Source organism: Arthrobacter sp. PM3, from assembly GCF_003352915.1.
Taxonomy (GTDB): Bacteria; Actinomycetota; Actinomycetes; order Actinomycetales; family Micrococcaceae; genus Arthrobacter.
Genome location: NZ_CP022314.1, coordinates 2,358,975 through 2,374,951 on the forward strand (window position 1 = coordinate 2,358,975; position 15,977 = coordinate 2,374,951).

The following is a 15,977-nucleotide window of genomic DNA, read 5'->3' on the forward strand; positions in this document are numbered from 1 at the left end:
CTGCCCTGTTTTCATTTGCATTGTTCGGCTGCTAGGAGCAGGACTATCGGGTGATGACAGCTTGCTTCTTCGGTGCCCGCCGCGCAAGCACCTTGGCCAGCCAGATCAGCGACAGCCCCAGAACCAGGCACAGGACCGCCGTGTAGTTGAAGACGAACCGCAGGAAGCCCAGGGGCGGCGGAATGACGGGAGAAAGCAGGCTGAGGGATATCGCGACGGTGCCGAGGGCCAGCAGTGCCGCGCCGGACCGCACGAGGACCGGGAGCCGGCTGCGCAACGTCCGCAGCATCGCCGGGAGCAGGGCCACGGTGACGAAGGCCGGGTAGAGGCGGCCTGCGGCTCCGTAATACTCCACGAGGGCCGCGTTGCGCGGGTTCCTGGCGGCGATGCCCACCAGCCCGGCGGAAGATCCGGCCGTGTCGGTCATGAGGAAAACCGCGACCACCACTAGCGAAGCGGCCGCCGCCACCGCGATTCCGATAGGGCCCGTGATCAGGCGCAGGGCGTCGTGCGCACTGAAGCCGCGCGCCACCCGGAGCCCCAGGAGGAAGATGGCAGCGAAAACGACGAACCGCAAAATGACGTTGGTGACGTTGGTCCCGCCCAGGACCTGGTCGATCGCCACGTACGGTCCATCGATGCTCAGCAGGATCGCCAGGGTCATCAGGGCGAAGATGCCGAACAGGGAACGGTTCTCGCCCCGGAGTGCGCTGGGAATCCGGATCGCGGCGACGAGCGCGCAGACCGCCAGGGTGGTCCACTGCAGGGCCGCGATCATCCGAGATTCTCCCAAATCTTTTCTGTCTGCGCCTGTTCCTGCTCCTGGCGCCGCAGCGTCTTGCCGAGCGCCTGGAGCCGTTCCCCGGCCAGGGCGGTGAGGTCACCGTCGGAGAGGGCGTCCAGCGCTGCCTGCTTGGCGCCGGGCGCCCAGCCGGCCTCGTCTTCGGTGATCAGGCCGGTGGCCACAAGCCCGCCCGTGAAGCCCACGCCCGCCGCGCGGGCCGTCGCGAGTGCGAGTTCGGGGGAGAGCCTGTTGGCGGTGAGCTGGGCCGAATAGTTCTGCGGGGCCACGCCGGTGGCGGCCGACACCCGGTGGCGCAGCTCGCCGTCGTCGATGGCGTCCACCCAGTTCCGCACGGAGGTGGCGTGCGGCGCGGGGGTCAGCCCGGGCGTCAGGGAGCTGCCCGTGTCGCCGTAGCCGCCGTAGGCCGGGGAGGCGCGGGAGATGACCGCGCGCAGCAGATCCATGGTGGCCACCTGGCTGACAAGCTCGGCCGGAGTGGGCGGCTGCGCATGGGCGGTAAGTTCCGCATAGTTCTCGAACGACGCGAGGGCCGCCAGCGGGCTCAGCTGCAGCGCCCGGCTGATGCTGACCAGCGTGGTCTCAGCTACTTTTCCGCGTACCAGCTGCTGCGCCAGCGTGGTGCGCTTAATCCCGGAGATCCTGCAGATATCGGCTGTACTCGCTGCCGGGGCAACCTGATGAAGCCAGAGTTGGAACGCCTTTGCGGGTAGTGGCATCTAGGGCTTCCTGCGCGTGGGATGGGAGCATGGCGACGCGGTTGCGCGTGTGCACCTCAAAGATTCTTTCACTCTAAATGACTTTGCGGCTGGCGGCGGGACGTCGTTTCTATAAAGTCTGTTTTATTTACGGCGCGCCGCCCGGCGACGACCCGGCCGAGCCAGATCAGCGCCAGGCCGACGACCAATCCGAGGACCGCCGCCGAACTCAGGATGTACCGCACATACGGAATCCCCGGAGGCAGGAGGTCGCTGGCAGCCAGCAGGACCATGACGGCGCCGCCGACGGACAGGACGGCCGCGCCGGCGCGGACGAGGCGGGGCAGCCGTGACCGCCGTCTGGCTGCCGGCACGGTGGCCGGCAGGAGGCACGCGGCGACGAAGCCCGGGTAGGCCCGGCCGGCGACCGCGTAGAGTCCGATCAGTTGCGCGTTATGCGGGCTCCGGTTCGCCAGCCCGACCAGGCCCGCTGACGTGCCCGCGGTATCCGCCAGCAGGAAGGGCACCACGGTGGCGGCGGCGACGGCGGCGAGCACGGCAATTCCCGCCGGCCCGGTGATGAGCCGGATGCTGCGGGTGCTGTTGAATGCCCGGGCGATCTTGTATCCGGCCAGCAGGACCGTCCCGTAGACGACGAAGCGCAAAATGAGGTTGGCGACATTGTCCGATCCCAGCCAGGCGTCAACCGCCGAGTACGGCCCCTTGAGGCTGAGCAGCATGGCGCAGGTGGTGAGCACGAAGATGCCAAAGAGGGAGCGGTTCTCCCCGCGCAAAGCGCTGGGCAGCCGCAACAGCGCCACGAGGGCACAGACCGCCAGCGTGGACCACTGCAGGACTTCAATCATGCGCAGGGCCCTCCCGATGCGGTGATTTTACGATGCGGAGCGATTCAACTATGCTAGATGCTCGAACCCGCTGGTCCGTACACCCCCCCAAGTCCGGACCGGCGGGTTCTTCTATGCCCGGGCCCGGGTGAGAGGATGAACTAATGACTGCAACCCTTGTTGCCAAGGACCTTTCCGGTGGTCACGATCACCGCACCCTCTTCTCAAAACTCTCCCTGACCGTAGCCCCCGGCGACGTCGTCGGCGTCGTCGGTGCCAACGGCGCCGGAAAATCCACGCTGCTCAGGCTCCTCGCCGGCGTCGACGAACCGCAGGAGGGCACGGTGAGCCTGGCACCGGCCGACGCGTTCGTGGGCTGGCTGCCCCAGGAACACGAGCGCGTTGCCGGCGAAACTGTGGCCGGCTACATCGCCCGGCGAACGGGCTGCGCCCAGGCGACCGCGGCCATGGAGTCCACCGCCGAGGCTCTGGGATCCGGCGCCCCGGGCGCCGACGACGCCTACTCGCTCGCCTTCGACCGCTGGATGGCCTCCGGCGCCGCCGACCTCGAGGACCGGATCCCGGCCGTCCTGGCGGACCTGGGCCTCGACGTCGGGCCGGACGCCGGGATGACCGGGCTGTCCGGCGGGCAGGCCGCCCGGGTGGCCCTGGCCGCGCTGTTGCTGAGCCGCTTCGACATCGTGCTGCTTGACGAACCCACCAACGACCTCGACCTCAACGGCCTGGCCAAACTGGAAGCCTTCGTGCAGGGCCTGCGCGGCGGCGTCGTCCTGGTTTCGCATGACCGCGAGTTCCTGGCCCGCTGCGTGTCCACGGTGGTGGAACTGGACCTGGCCCAGAACGCCGTCGCGGTGTACGAGGGCGGGTACGAGGCCTACCTGGAGGAGCGCGCCGTCGCGCGCCGCCATGCCCGGGAACGCTACGAGGAATTCGCCGCCACCAAGGCCGACCTCGTCGCGCGCGCCCGCACGCAGCGCGAGTGGAGCTCCCAGGGCGTCCGGAACGCCATGAAGAAGAACCCGGACAACGACAAGATCCGCCGGGCGGCCAACACCGAGTCCTCGGAGAAGCAGGGGCAGAAGGTCCGGCAGATGGAATCGCGCATTGCCCGGCTGGAGGAAGTCGAGGAGCCGCGCAAGGAATGGCAGCTGCAGTTCAGCATCGGCGCGGCCCCGCGTTCCAGTGCCGTCGTGGCCACCCTGCGCGACGCCGTCGCCCGCCAGGGTGATTTCACCCTGGGCCCGGTCAACCTGCAGCTCAACGCGGGGGAGCGGATCGGGATCACCGGTCCCAACGGCGCCGGCAAATCCACGCTCCTGCGGCTCCTGCTCGGCGTCCGGCAGCCCGACGCCGGGGACGCATCCATGGGCGCGTCCGTGGCCGTCGGGGAGATCGACCAGGCACGCGGCCTGCTGGCCGGTGAGCTGTTGCTGGCCGACGCCGTCGAGGCCGTCCTCACCGGGTACACCCCGGCCGAAGTGCGCACGCTGCTGGCCAAGTTCGGCCTCAAGGCCGACCACACGGGCCGGGCCGTCAATTCGCTGTCCCCCGGGGAGCGGACCCGGGCCGCGCTGGCGCTGCTGCAGGCCCGCGGCGTGAACCTGCTGGTGCTGGACGAGCCCACCAACCACCTCGACCTGCCCGCCATCGAGCAGCTCGAGGAGGCCTTGGACAGCTACGACGGCGCGCTGCTGCTCGTCACCCACGACCGCCGGCTGCTCGAAAACGTCCGGCTGGACGCCCGCTGGAACGTCGAGAACGGCGTCGTCACCGAACTGCACACCAATGCCCCGAAAGGCAACACCGTATGAGCATGGACCGGGTCGCCTGGAGCTCCCTCTACAACATCACCCGCGCCTCGAGCGGGACCAAACCGTTCTCGAAGACGCTACTGAAGCGGGTCTTCGGCTTTGCCCGGCCGCACCGCGGCAAGCTGATCGCGTTCGTGCTGCTCTCCATCGTGATGGCCGTCCTGGCCGTCGCCACCCCGGTCCTCGCCGGGCAGGTGGTGGACGAAATCATCGCCCACGCCGACGCCGCAACGGTGATCGGGCTCGCCGTCCTGATCGCGGTCGTGGCCGTGGCGGAAGCCGGGCTGGGCCTGCTGACCCGCTGGCTGTCCTCCACGATCGGTGAGGGCGTGATCCTGGACCTGCGCACCAAGGTCTTCGACCACGTCCAGAAGATGCCGATCGCCTTCTTCACCAGGACCCGGACCGGGGCCCTGGTGAGCCGGCTCAACAACGACGTCATCGGGGCGCAGTCGGCCTTCGCGGGCACACTGTCCGGGGTGGTCAGCAACGTGGTGGCGCTCGCGCTGACCCTCGCGGTCATGCTCAACAAGTCGTGGCTCGTGACGGTGCTCGCCATGATTCTGCTGCCGATCTTCCTGATCCCGGCCCGCCGGATGGGCTCCCGGCTCGCCGACCTGCGGCGTGAGGCGGCCGAGCACAACGCCACCATGGGCACCCAGATGACCGAGCGCTTCTCCGCGCCCGGCGCCACCCTGGTCAAGCTCTTCGGCCGCCCCGACGAGGAATCCCGCGAGTTCGCCCTCCGGGCCGGCCGGGTCCGGGACATCGGCGTCCGCACCGCGATGCTGCAGTTCACCTTCGTCACGGCCCTGACGCTCGTCTCGGCGCTGGCCCTGGCACTGGTCTACGGCCTGGGCGGCTTCCTGGCGCTGCAGGGGCAGCTGGCCGCCGGCGACGTCGTGGTGCTGGCACTGCTGCTGACCCGCCTCTACGCGCCGCTGACGGCGCTCTCGAACGCCCGGGTGGAAATCATGAGCGCCCTGGTCAGCTTCGAGCGCGTCTTCGAGATCCTGGACCTCAAGCCGCTCATCCAGCAGAAGCCCGACGCCGTGGCCTCCCCGCCGGGCCCGCTTTCGGTGGAGTTCGACGACGTCCGCTTCGCCTACCCCTCGGCGGACAAGGTCTCGCTGGCGTCGCTGGAGGACGTCCGGACCCTGGACACCCGCGGCGGCGAGGAGGTGCTGCACGGCATCAGCTTCCGGGTCGAACCGGGGCAGACGGTGGCCCTGGTCGGCTCCTCGGGGGCCGGGAAGTCCACCATCGCGCAGCTTCTGTCCCGCCTGTACGACGTCGACTCCGGCGCCGTCCGCTTCGGCGGCACGCAGCCCGGCACGGGCGTGGACGTCCGCGACCTCACCTTCGATTCGATGCGCGAGACCCTCGGCATGGTGACCCAGGACGGGCACCTGTTCCACGAGAGCATCGCCGCCAACCTGCGCCTGGCCCGCCCGGATGCCACCGAGGAGCAGATGTGGGAGGTGCTGCGGCGCGCCCGGCTCGAGGACATGATCCGGTCCCTGCCGGACGGCCTGGACACCGTGGTGGGGGAGCGCGGCTACCGGCTCTCCGGTGGTGAACGGCAGCGGCTGACCATTGCCCGGCTGCTCATTGCCCAGCCGCGCGTGGTGATCCTGGACGAGGCCACCGCCGCGCTGGACTCCACCAACGAGGCCGCCGTCCAGGAGGCGCTGGGCGCCGCGCTGGAAGGCCGTACCGCCGTCGTGATCGCCCACCGGCTTTCCACGATCCGGGCGGCCGACGCGATCCTGGTGGTGGAGAACGGCTCCATCGTTGAGCGGGGCACCCACAACGAACTCCTGGCCGCCGAGGGCCGGTACGCGGAGCTGTACCGGACACAGTTCGCCGAAGCCGACGCCGTCGCCCGGGAATCCGTCCCGGAGTACTAGGCCACGGGCCTGGCCGCCAGCGCCGGCAGCACGTGGTCCGTCAGCAGCGGTGCGAGGTCGCCGGGCAGTTCGCCGGCCAGGTCCAGCCAGCGGATTTCGGCGATCTCGGCCGAGGGGCTGGCACTCCACACGCCCGGTGCCGTAAAGACGGTGGCCTCGATCTGGGTGGCCGCCTCGTTGGCGGCATCGGCCAGCCAGCAACCCAGCAGGTCCAGCCGGTCCGCGGCCAGCTCGATCCCCACTTCCTCCCGGAGCTCGCGGACCGCGGCCTCGGCCGCCGTTTCGCCGGCCTCGGGCTTGCCGCCGGGATGCATGAACTTGTCGGTGCCCCGTTTCCGGACGGTCAGGAGGCGGCCGGCGTGGTCGAAGACGCAGACGGCGGAGACCACAATGCGGGGGTTCACCCTGCACCCCCGGCAGCAGCGGGGCTGTCTGCGGCGGCGTCTGTGGCGGGGTCCCGCCGGTGCAGCACCGACTCGAGCAGCTGGTCCTTCGCCGGGCCGGTCACGTCCCAGCGGTAGCCGAAGGCATCAGGTCCGAGCACGGTGTAGGTCACGCGGTAGGTGTCGGGATCGCACCAGTGCATGGCACGGTTGGCGCTGCCGGCAAATCCCATGCGGTGGAACGGGCGGCCGTCCTGGAAGAACACGTCCAGGACGGCAGGGGTGTCGGCGGCCCGCAGCAGATATTCCCGGGTGGCCGGGGCGGTAAACGGCGCGCCGTCAGCGGCTGTCCAGCGCACGGTGCCTTCTTCACGCCAGGCAAGGCCGCCGCCGTCGTGCTCCGTGAAGCGGACGACGCCGGTAAACGTGCCGCGGGTGCCGGTGCTGCGGTCCAGGAGGGTGCGCTCCACGGACCAGGAGCCGCGCAGGTAGGCGCGGAGGTCAAAGTCCGGGGTGTCTTGCGGGGCGGCAAAATTCAAGTGCCCTCGATTGGAATCGAACCAACGACACCGGCTTTAGGAGAGCCGTGCTCTATCCACTGAGCTACGAGGGCGGGCGTCCGCGGCAGGCCGTTGGCCGTCCGGGGCGGACACGGATACAAGCATACAAGGTGCGCGGGGGTACTACGCTCTTGGCATGACCGCAGGTACCGCCAAGCTGTCCGCCGAAGCCCTTTACTACCCGGATGTGGCCGCCACCCGGTTCTACGCCGGAGCCCTGGCGAAGCTGAGCGTGCTGCAGTATTTCGTGGCGGAGGCGGCGGTGATCGGCGCCTGGGACGGCACCGAGCCCTACAGCCGCCGCACCGGCTACATCAGCGACCTTGGCGCCTTGGGCTGCGGGGACTTCGCCGGCCGCGACGTCTGTTCCCCGGCGCATCTGCTGATGAACGCCTCCTTCGTGGTCCAGGGGATCGGCATGATGGTCGGAGCGCTCCTCCTCGGCTCGGCGCTCCTGCGCCTTGCCGCGCGGCCCGGCATTCCGCTGGCACGGGGCCGGATGCCGGGGACCGGAAAGTGGAGTCCGGCGCGCTGGAGCCCCGGCGTCGTTGCAGCGGGGGCGGCCCGGGTGCTGACCGGCACCGCCGGGGCAGGAACGGTCATCGTGGGGTTCGTTCCGGAAGACACGGGATCGGCCTGGCATGTGGTCGGCGCCGTGATGTACTTCGCGGCCGGCGCCCTGGCGCTGCTGGTGCTGGGCGGGCTGTGGCTGCGGCAGACGCCGCTGTCATGGCTGATCCTTTCGTGCGGCCTGGTGTCGGCGGCGGCGCTCGTGGCCGGCGGAGTGACCGGCATGCACGTGGCGGAACCGGGGACCCTGGAGCGGCTGATGGGGTACCCCATCACCGCCGGGGTCGCCGCGGCCGGCCTCGTCGTCGCCCAGCGCGTGCAGCGGGAGCGCGCGCTGCGCACTGCCGCCCGGGCCCGGGCGCGCTGACCGCCCGGACCGTTGGGCGGGCCCGAACCCAGGGCGGGTCAGGGCGCCGTCGTGCTGGGGGCGGGCGTCGGCTTGGCGGACGCCGTCCCGGTGCCGAGCAGCTTCAGGAGTTCCTCGTCGCGCAGCTTGGACCACGGCGACTCCGGTGATCCCTGCAGCGCGGCTTCGGGGCTGTCCCTCTGGTTCCACCACTTTGCCTCGAAGACCCGGCCTTCGAAGAGCACCCGGTCGCCCTTGCGGTAGACCGTGGCCGGCTGCCACGCCGGGGCCGTGCCGGCCGGGGCCGTCAATTGCGGCGTCGGCCTGTCGCCGGCCAGGACGGGGCCGATGATACGCCACGGGGTCGCCGTGCCCTGGAGCACGGGGTCATCCGGGGTGTCGCCGCGGGACCACCACTTGGCTTCGTACACGTTCGAGTGCCAGACGATCCGCTCGCCGGCCGTGTAGGCGGTGGTTTCGGACCACACCGGGTACGGGCTGGTGGCGGGGTTGTCGCTGACGGCCGGGACCGGCGTCGGCTGGGCCGCGGCGGCAGGTGCGGCCGACGGGCTCGCCATCACGCCGGCGCCGAGGATCGTGGCGAAGGACGAGCCGCCCTGGTCCACGCCGCTGCAGCCGTCGGAGACCTTGGTGACGTCGGGGAAATTCTGGCTGCAGGTCCGGTCGCGGTTCAGGGACCACATGGACAGGCGGCCGACGCCGCGGTTGCTGGCGTAGGCGCTGAGGTCCTGCGCGTCCCGGAGCGTGAAGACTTCGCCCGCGATGTCGTTCTGGCCGATCATCGGCGTGAGCCCGATCTTGCGCCACACGGTTTCGCTGCCGAGTTCGCTGCCGGCCGCCCGGTACAGGCCGGTCAGCTGCCGGTGGGTGGCTTCCGCGGCGGACACGGCGTTCTCGTACATGGAGCGGCCCGGCAGTTTGCTTCCGCCGTAGTCCATCGTCATGGCGTTCACGCCCGCGAGATCGACGCCTGCGGTGATCATCCGGTTCACGGCGTCGACTCCGGACGTCGTGAGTCCGTTGGGATCGGCCGGGAGCGTCAGCCAGACGCTGAGTCCTTTGCCGTCGCGCTGCCGGTCCTGCTGGAGCCCGGCGATGGCCGTGGCCCGCCGCGCCAGGGCTGCGGGGTCAGACAGGGCTTCGCCTTCGACGTCGAGGTCGATGCTGCTGACGTTGTAGCGGTCAACAACGCTACGGTAGGCGGTTTTCAGCTTGGCCGCGTCCGTGCAGGTGACGGCCAGTTCCTGGTTGGCCAGGCCGCCGAAGGAGATGGCCACCGAGCCGCCGAGCTGCTGCAGCCGGGCTACACGACGGTCCAGATCCAGCGACGATGCGGCGTCGGCGGGGGAGTAGGCGGCGCCCCAGGACGGCGAACACGGGTCCTTCGGGTCGGCGACCACGAAGGACAGCACGACTTTCTCGGCGTCCTTGGACGCCGGCGCCTCGAACGCGTACCGCGGTGTCGCTGTGACGTCGACGTAGCCTGAGAACACGGACGGGATGGCCTCGGCCGCCCGGACGTCCTGGAAGTTGCCCCACGCGGCGACGCCGCCGGCGGCAGCAGCCGCAACGGCGCTAACGAGTATGCCCAGCCGGACCACCGATAGTTTGCGGCCTGGGAATCTTTTGGACACAGGGCCCCCCTTGTGCGTCTTTTGTGGAACAGCCGGTCACGCGCCGGCCGCCGGTATCGGCTCTTGTGATTTCCGGGGTGTCTGATGTCCGGCAAGCCTCTGACCTTGCATTATCATAAGGGCACTCACCGGAACATCCCGGTGCGGCGTGCGGGTTTGCGGTCAGCGCGCGCCAATCTGCCGACTTTGTAGTCATATGGGGACTAATGCCAGATCAGCTAGTTTTGCCGCGCGTGGACGCGGAAAGCGTGACTTCCGAACAAAAAGGTGCCGTCCGGCGCCGTCAGTGGGGGGCGGAGCGGCGTTCTGAGCCGCTTTCCATTGTTCATCCGACGCCGTCCCGGCGCAAAATTATCCTGGGCCGATTGGGAATTCTTACCACCCTCGGCGCCTGGATTGCCTACGTCATTTCCACCATCCTGAAAGAGCTGGCGGACAACCCGAATGCAGGGTTCAGGTTTCAGTTTGAGACGGTTTCCTATCTTGTCGTCGTAACATTCCTGACGTTTTCGGCCCTAATGTACCTTTTGGCACGGCAGGGAGCCCTTTACCGCTTCCGCGACCATTCACGAGTGCCGCGCGGCGAACTGGACCGGCACTTCAGCGACTATTCCGAGGGCATTACCGTGTTGGTGCCCTCCTATGCCGAGGAGCCCCAAGTGGTGCGGGCCACGTTGTGGTCCGCGGCCCTGCAGGAATTCCCGCATCTGAAAGTGGTGCTGCTCCTCGACGACCCTCCGCATCCTTCCGATCCGGCTGACCGGGCCCGGCTGGAGGCCACCCGGGCGCTCACCGCGGAGATCGAGGCCGGGCTCAGCGTCCCGGCCGCCCGCGTCAACAGCGCACTGGCCGGCTTCCGCCGCCGCGGAAAAACCTCTGTCCCTGACCTTGCTGCCGAACTGGCGCTGCTGATCACCGAGTATGAGGCGGCCGCGGAGTGGCTGGAGGCGATGGCCGCCGGAGAACGGGTGGAAGACCACGTCGATGAGTTCTTTGTGGACCTGGTCCTCATGGGACTGGCCCGCGAGCTGCGGCTGGTGGTCCTGGGCCTGACAGCGGCTTCGGTGCAGAAAGCCTCACCGCCGCATGCGCGCATCGAGGAGCTGTACCTGCGGCTGACCTGGATCTTCAACGTCTCCACGGAGACATTTGAGCGCAAGAAGTATGCAAGCCTGTCGCACGAGGCGAACAAGGCCATGAACCTCAATGCCTACATTTCCCTGATGGGGCACGCCTGGCAGAAGGAGACCACCGCCGACGGCGTGGTGCTCCGGAAGGTGGTGGCCGACGTCGAACCTGACCTCCAGGGCGGCATCATGGAGGTCCCCGACACCACCTACGTGCTGACGCTCGACGCCGACTCGCTGCTGTTGCGCGATTACTGCCTCCGGCTGGTCTACTTCCTGGAGTCGGCCGGCAACGAGCGCGTCGCGGTAACCCAGACGCCGTACTCCTCCTTCCGCGGGGCCCCCACCCGCATCGAACGGGTCGCGGGAGCCACCACGGACATCCAGCACATCCTGCACCAGGGCATGACGTACTACGGTGCGACGTTCTGGGTGGGCGCGAACGCCGTCATCCGCAAGCGTGCCCTGGAAGACATCGTGGAGGTCGAAACGGCCGGCGGCTTCGAGATCCGGACCTACATCCAGGACCGCACGGTCATCGAAGACACCGAATCCAGCATCGACCTGGGCCAGCACGGCTGGACCCTCATGAACTATCCGGAGCGCCTCAGCTACAGTGCCACGCCGCCGGACTTCGGCTCCCTGGTGGTCCAACGGCGCCGCTGGGCCAACGGCGGCCTGCTGATCCTGCCCAAGCTGTGGGCCCAGCTGCTCCAGCACCGTTCCGAGCGCCGCAAGATCCTCTTCCGCGAGGTCCTGCTGCGGGTGAACTACATGGCCTCCATCGCCTGGGCGAGCTTCGGCCTGCTGTTCCTCCTGGCCTACCCGTACGACAGCCGGCTGCTCAGCCCGATCGTGTTCATTGCGGCCCTGCCGTATTTCCTGGCGATGGGCAGCGACCTGCGGGACTGCGGGCACCGCTTCAGTGACATCCTCCGGATCTATGGCTTCAACCTCGTGCTTCTCCCGGTGAACCTGGCGGGCGTGCTGAAATCACTGCAGCAGGCCGTGACCGGTGACAAAATTCCCTTCGCCCGGACACCGAAGGTCAAAGACCGCACCGCGGCCCCGGCCATCTACGTCCTGACGCCGTACGCCATCGTGGCGTTCTCCCTGCTCACCGTGTGGCGCGACGCGCAGGTGGTCAACTGGGGGAACGTCGCATTCGCGTCCCTGAACGCCGTCTTGGCCGCCGGCGCCATCCGCGCCTATATCGGTGTCCGCAATTCAGCCGTGGATGTCTTCCTTGGGATGGTTAACTGGCTCTATGTCAGTCCCCGGACCAAGACAGTGAAGGAGAGCCCTGTGATTGCCAAGACAGCTGAAGAAGTCGACTGGGAAGCGATTCTCTATCACGGTGACCGCCGGCTGAACCGGGACCTGCGAGGCTCCACGGACCGCCGCCGTCGAATTGCCCTTCGATGACGGTCGAGGCGCTGGCCGGGCCCGACGAACGGCTCCCGGGCGAGGGAACCGGCGCCGAGACCTCCGCCGCGCCGTCCACGCCGCCGGCGGTTCCTGACGCGGCCCGTGCCATCGGCGTGCGGATGCTCGACGGCGGCATCATCGAGGTCCTGCTGCCGCCCAACCAGGAGATCGACGGCCCGGAGGCACGCATCGCCGGGGACGCCGTCCGTGCCCTCGCGGCCGGGCGGCGGATGCCGGTGCTCCTCGTGATCACCGGCGTCGTCGGCGTCAGCGTTGAGGCCCGGCAGGCCTACACCGGTTCCATCGCGGCGACGGCGTTCGCCCTGGTCGGCGAGAGCCCCGTGGACCGCGTCATTGCCCACTACCTCCTGCGGTCCAGGAGCGAGACGATTCCGGCGCAGTTCTTCAGCTCCGAATCCGCGGCCGTCGAATGGCTAAGGCAGTACGCCCGTGAAGAATGACGCCCAGGACCCCAGGCTGCACGCCCTCGTGGAGGGCATCGTACGGATCGCCGGCGGCGACCTGAGCACCCGGATCCCGCATTCGGGCGCCCGCGACGACGTCGCCGCCGTGATCGCCGGGATCAACCTGATGGCCGATGACCTGCAGACCATCTACCAGGAGCTCGAGGAACGGGTCGAGAGCCGCACGGCCATGCTGCGTGAGGCGCAGGTCGAGCTCGAACGCATGGCGCTCACCGACCCCCTGACCCAACTCGCCAACAGGACTGCGCTGAACGCTGTCCTGAGCCACGCCCTGGCGGAGTCCGCGCGCGGTGAAATGCCGCCGGCCCTGCTGGTCCTCGACCTCGATTCGTTCAAAGGCATCAACGACACCCTGGGGCACAGCGCCGGGGACGACGTCCTGCGTGTGATCGCGCGCCGGCTCCAGGACGCCGTCCGCGAGACCGACACTGTGGCACGGCTGGGCGGCGACGAATTCGCCGTCATGTTGCCCAAGTCCAACCTGGTCCGGGCACGCCGGGTGGCGAACAGGATCCTCGCCGCGCTCAACGAAAGCCTCGACGTCGGAGACCTGAGGATCACCTGCGGCACCAGCATCGGCGTGCGGATCGCGGACCCCGGACAGTCGGTTGACGACCTCGTCATGGAGGCCGATACCGCCATGTACGCCGCCAAGGCCCAGCCGCACAGCAGTATCAAAGTCTTTGAGCCTGCACTGCTGTACGCCCGCCGGCTACAAAGCGTCATGATCACCGAAATGCGCGAGGCGATCCGCCAGGACCAGCTGGTCCTGCACTACCAGCCCGTGGTGGACCTGGCCACGGGCAGGATCGAAGGCGTGGAGGCATTGGTCCGGTGGAACCATCCGGAGCGCGGCCTCCTCATGCCGGATTCGTTCATTCCGCTCGCCGAGGAAACCGGCATGATCCTGGACCTGGGCCACTGGGTGCTGCGCAACGCCGTACGCCAGCTGCAGCAGTGGCAGCAGGAGGGGCAGGTGGACAGCGCCTTCAACGTCCGCGTCAACATCTCCACCACCGAACTGCAGAACCTGGAGCTCATCGAACACGTGCGCGACATCCTCCGGGAGACCGGGGTGGACGCCGCCAACCTGATCGTGGAGCTGACGGAGTCCATGGCCGTCAACGGCGGTGACGTGGACCAGTATTCGCTCAACGGGCTGCGGCGGCTCGGCGTGCAGCTGGAAATCGATGACTTCGGGACCGGCTATTCCTCCATCAGCTACCTGCGCAAGCTGCCGGTCAACGTGGTCAAGATCGACCGAAGCCTGATCAGCGGCCTTGGCGACGACGAGCAACAGCAGGACTTCGTGGCCGCGGTGCTGCACCTGATCCACGCCTGCGGCCTGAAGGCGCTGGCCGAGGGCATTGAGACGGCCGAGCAGGCGGCGGTACTGCGCCAGATGGGCTGCGGCAGCGGCCAAGGCTACTACTTTGGCCGGCCGGCACCGGCCGCGGATCTGGTGACGCTTATCCAGCGGGGAGTCCCGGGGTTATAGGGGTTAACGCAGCGGCGGCGGGTGCCGGAATCGCTTCCGGCACCCGCCGCCTGTCAATGCAGTCTCCGTTACTTCTTAGTGGAGTCCGGCCACCAGTTCACAGCTTCAACCGAGCCCTGACCTGAATTGCTGCCGCTAGCCGAAATGGCCGACGCCGCAGACAGGCCAGCGGCAGCCAGTGCACCGGCGACGAGGAGTGTTGCAAGGGTCTTCTTCATTAGGACTCCTGATACGTAAGAGGCTGATGTGACTCATGTGATGCAAGATCAGTATAGGGGTAAGCGACACGCCGCTACATAACGATTCGCTCATCCAGCCTTAAACCTGTGATAATCGGAACGCCTGCGTAACATCTGGGGATTTTCTGCGCCAATATTGCGGGGGTCTTGCTTGCGCGGTTTGTTCGCTTCCGCTCCCGCGGCAACGGATAATCGATACATGCAACAAAACGCCGTTTCACCTTCGTACGCTGCTGCAGAGCTGCAGGCGCGCGAGCTCCGGTCCAATCACGAGTTCCGTGAAGCCTCGATAGCAGCGCAGGCGGCTGCGGATATTGCCAGCGCCGAGGGTGATCCGGCGTCGTGGTGGAACATGACGTTGTTTCAGGCCGAATGCTTGCTAGCCGCTGGGGATTTTGAGAGCAGCGCGAGGGTTGCCGGTGGCCTCGTGGCGGAATCCGGTGGTGCGTTGCCGCAGCTGCAGGCGCAGGTGCACATTCTGCTTGCAAAAGCGCACCAGGGACTTGGACTTCTCGAACAGGCAGCGGCGGAAGCGAGGGCCGCGGCCGACCTCATGATCGACGAGGACGACGTCGAAATCGCAGTCAAGGCCCGGCAGGCTCTCATCGCGGCGCTCGCCGACAGCGGGCGGCTTGATGAAGCCTGGACTGAAAGCCTCATCATGGCCGATATCATTTCCGGGGAAGTTGATGACCAATTGGTCGGCAAGGCCTACTGGGTAATCGGAAACGTTGCCTTTCTTTGCAGCAAGGTTGCCGAGGGGCTGCACTATCACGAGCTCGCCGCGGCCACCTTTTCGCCCGCCCGGAACCTCACCGTCTGGGCCAAATTCAACAAGGCCTCCGCCGCTATGCGGCTTGCCGCCGACGTCGCGGATGCGGACACACTCCGCTGCATCGAGCGGGCGGAACTTGCCACTGACGTCATTGGCGGCAGCCCTAACGACTTCTTGCTGCTGAAACTGAACCGCGGTCACTGGAGCTATCTGGCCGGCGAGTCAGCCGCTGCTGTTGAACTGCTGGAGCAGATATGTGCCGATCTGGAAACCCCTTCCCCGCAGATTCTGGGTGAGGCGAATCTGCTTCTGGGCCGCTCCTACGCAGCCCTGGGCAAGAGCGCCGAGGCCCGGCAACATTTGCTGGAAGCAGCAGACCACTTCGAGAAGGCCGGCGCCCCGCAAAGGGCAGAGCAGGCCCTCGAATTCCTCACGAACGTGGCCTGAACCCGCACGGCTACCCGCCCTCCACTGGACATGCCCTCCGCTGGCGTTGAAGTGGTCCCCGGAAGTTGGACGGGGATGTTCATTTCCGACTTCAGGGGAGCAGTTTTATGTTTGGTCGTAGTCCGTTGTCTGAAGATCAGCGCGAGGCCGCTGTAGCGTGGTTTGAGAAGGGCATCGCGGATGCGGCGACTGCGCGGGTGATGGGTGTGGCTCGCTCGCCGGTCAAGGGTCTGTATCTGCGGTGGAGGATCCATGGTCGAGGAGTGCTGGTGGCCAAGCAGACGAAACAGGTGTACTCGTTCGAGCTGAAGCTGGCCTTGGTTGAGCGGTTCATCGCGGGTGAGACCGCGCAGGCTCTCGCGGCGGAGGCCGGGTTG

The 15,977-nt window shown here is 67.9% G+C and carries 14 protein-coding genes and 1 tRNA gene; 7 read left to right on the forward strand and 8 right to left on the reverse strand.

All coding sequences use genetic code 11. The features are described from left to right. Positions 1-43: 43 nt before the first annotated feature. The 3 genes from CFN17_RS10880 to CFN17_RS10890 all read right to left on the reverse strand — a co-directional run bounded on the left by CFN17_RS10880 (position 44) and on the right by CFN17_RS10890 (position 2,366). A complete protein-coding gene (locus tag CFN17_RS10880; RefSeq protein ID WP_208747734.1) occupies positions 44-778 on the reverse strand; it encodes a hypothetical protein in 735 nt (244 codons plus the stop codon). Next, positions 775-1,521 carry a hypothetical protein gene (locus tag CFN17_RS10885; protein ID WP_208747735.1) on the reverse strand — a complete coding sequence of 249 codons (747 nt, stop codon included), beginning with the start codon at positions 1,519-1,521 and terminating at the stop codon, positions 775-777. The genes CFN17_RS10880 and CFN17_RS10885 overlap by 4 nt, the downstream gene beginning before the upstream one ends. 68 nt (positions 1,522-1,589) lie before the next feature. Beyond that, positions 1,590-2,366 carry a hypothetical protein gene (locus CFN17_RS10890; protein WP_208747736.1) on the reverse strand — a complete coding sequence of 259 codons (777 nt, stop codon included), beginning with the start codon at positions 2,364-2,366 and terminating at the stop codon, positions 1,590-1,592. A gap of 143 nt (positions 2,367-2,509) precedes the next feature. On the opposite strand from CFN17_RS10890, the gene CFN17_RS10895 reads away from it, so the two are divergent. Next, entirely contained in the window at positions 2,510-4,177 is a 1,668-nt protein-coding gene (locus CFN17_RS10895) for an ABC-F family ATP-binding cassette domain-containing protein (RefSeq protein ID WP_208747737.1), read from the forward strand. After that, positions 4,174-6,087, forward strand: coding sequence for an ABC transporter ATP-binding protein (locus CFN17_RS10900; RefSeq protein WP_208747738.1), 1,914 nt, complete (start codon positions 4,174-4,176; stop codon positions 6,085-6,087). The genes CFN17_RS10895 and CFN17_RS10900 overlap by 4 nt, the downstream gene beginning before the upstream one ends. On the opposite strand, the gene CFN17_RS10905 is transcribed toward CFN17_RS10900, so the two are convergent. The 3 genes from CFN17_RS10905 to CFN17_RS10915 form a co-directional block, all read right to left on the reverse strand. Next, complete coding sequence (locus tag CFN17_RS10905) at positions 6,084-6,491, reverse strand: NUDIX domain-containing protein (protein WP_208747739.1); 408 nt, start codon at positions 6,489-6,491, stop codon at positions 6,084-6,086. The genes CFN17_RS10900 and CFN17_RS10905 overlap by 4 nt on opposite strands. Continuing rightward, on the reverse strand, positions 6,488-7,009 hold the full coding sequence (locus tag CFN17_RS10910; protein ID WP_208747740.1) for a DUF6314 family protein: 522 nt from the start codon (positions 7,007-7,009) through the stop codon (positions 6,488-6,490). The genes CFN17_RS10905 and CFN17_RS10910 overlap by 4 nt, the downstream gene beginning before the upstream one ends. Position 7,010: 1 nt before the next feature. Continuing rightward, a tRNA-Arg gene (locus CFN17_RS10915) sits at positions 7,011-7,083 on the reverse strand. An 83-nt stretch (positions 7,084-7,166) separates the two neighbouring features. On the opposite strand from CFN17_RS10915, the gene CFN17_RS10920 reads away from it, so the two are divergent. Continuing rightward, complete coding sequence (locus tag CFN17_RS10920; RefSeq protein WP_208747741.1) at positions 7,167-7,967, forward strand: DUF998 domain-containing protein; 801 nt, start codon at positions 7,167-7,169, stop codon at positions 7,965-7,967. Between the two features lie 38 nt (positions 7,968-8,005). On the opposite strand, the gene CFN17_RS10925 is transcribed toward CFN17_RS10920, so the two are convergent. Further along, positions 8,006-9,601: a chitinase gene (locus CFN17_RS10925; RefSeq protein WP_261792155.1), complete on the reverse strand. Its 1,596-nt coding sequence runs from the start codon at positions 9,599-9,601 to the stop codon at positions 8,006-8,008. 206 nt (positions 9,602-9,807) lie between these two features. On the opposite strand from CFN17_RS10925, the gene CFN17_RS10930 reads away from it, so the two are divergent. Genes CFN17_RS10930 through CFN17_RS10940 form a run of 3 tightly spaced genes read left to right on the forward strand, consistent with a single transcriptional unit; the run spans position 9,808 to position 14,139 of the window. Next, positions 9,808-12,153: a glycosyltransferase family 2 protein gene (locus CFN17_RS10930; protein ID WP_395924836.1), complete on the forward strand. Its 2,346-nt coding sequence runs from the start codon at positions 9,808-9,810 to the stop codon at positions 12,151-12,153. Continuing rightward, positions 12,150-12,617, forward strand: a complete 468-nt coding sequence (locus CFN17_RS10935) for a hypothetical protein (RefSeq protein ID WP_208747742.1) — start codon at positions 12,150-12,152, stop codon at positions 12,615-12,617. The genes CFN17_RS10930 and CFN17_RS10935 overlap by 4 nt, the downstream gene beginning before the upstream one ends. Next, complete coding sequence (locus tag CFN17_RS10940) at positions 12,607-14,139, forward strand: bifunctional diguanylate cyclase/phosphodiesterase (protein WP_208747743.1); 1,533 nt, start codon at positions 12,607-12,609, stop codon at positions 14,137-14,139. The genes CFN17_RS10935 and CFN17_RS10940 overlap by 11 nt, the downstream gene beginning before the upstream one ends. Positions 14,140-14,207: 68 nt before the next feature. On the opposite strand, the gene CFN17_RS10945 is transcribed toward CFN17_RS10940, so the two are convergent. Further along, on the reverse strand, positions 14,208-14,357 hold the full coding sequence (locus tag CFN17_RS10945) for a hypothetical protein (protein WP_155855807.1): 150 nt from the start codon (positions 14,355-14,357) through the stop codon (positions 14,208-14,210). A 220-nt stretch (positions 14,358-14,577) separates the two neighbouring features. Here CFN17_RS10945 and CFN17_RS10950 point away from each other — a divergent pair, with 220 nt between their 5' ends. Then, positions 14,578-15,600 carry a tol-pal system YbgF family protein gene (locus CFN17_RS10950; RefSeq protein WP_208747744.1) on the forward strand — a complete coding sequence of 341 codons (1,023 nt, stop codon included), beginning with the start codon at positions 14,578-14,580 and terminating at the stop codon, positions 15,598-15,600. The last annotated feature ends 377 nt before the right edge of the window (positions 15,601-15,977 follow it).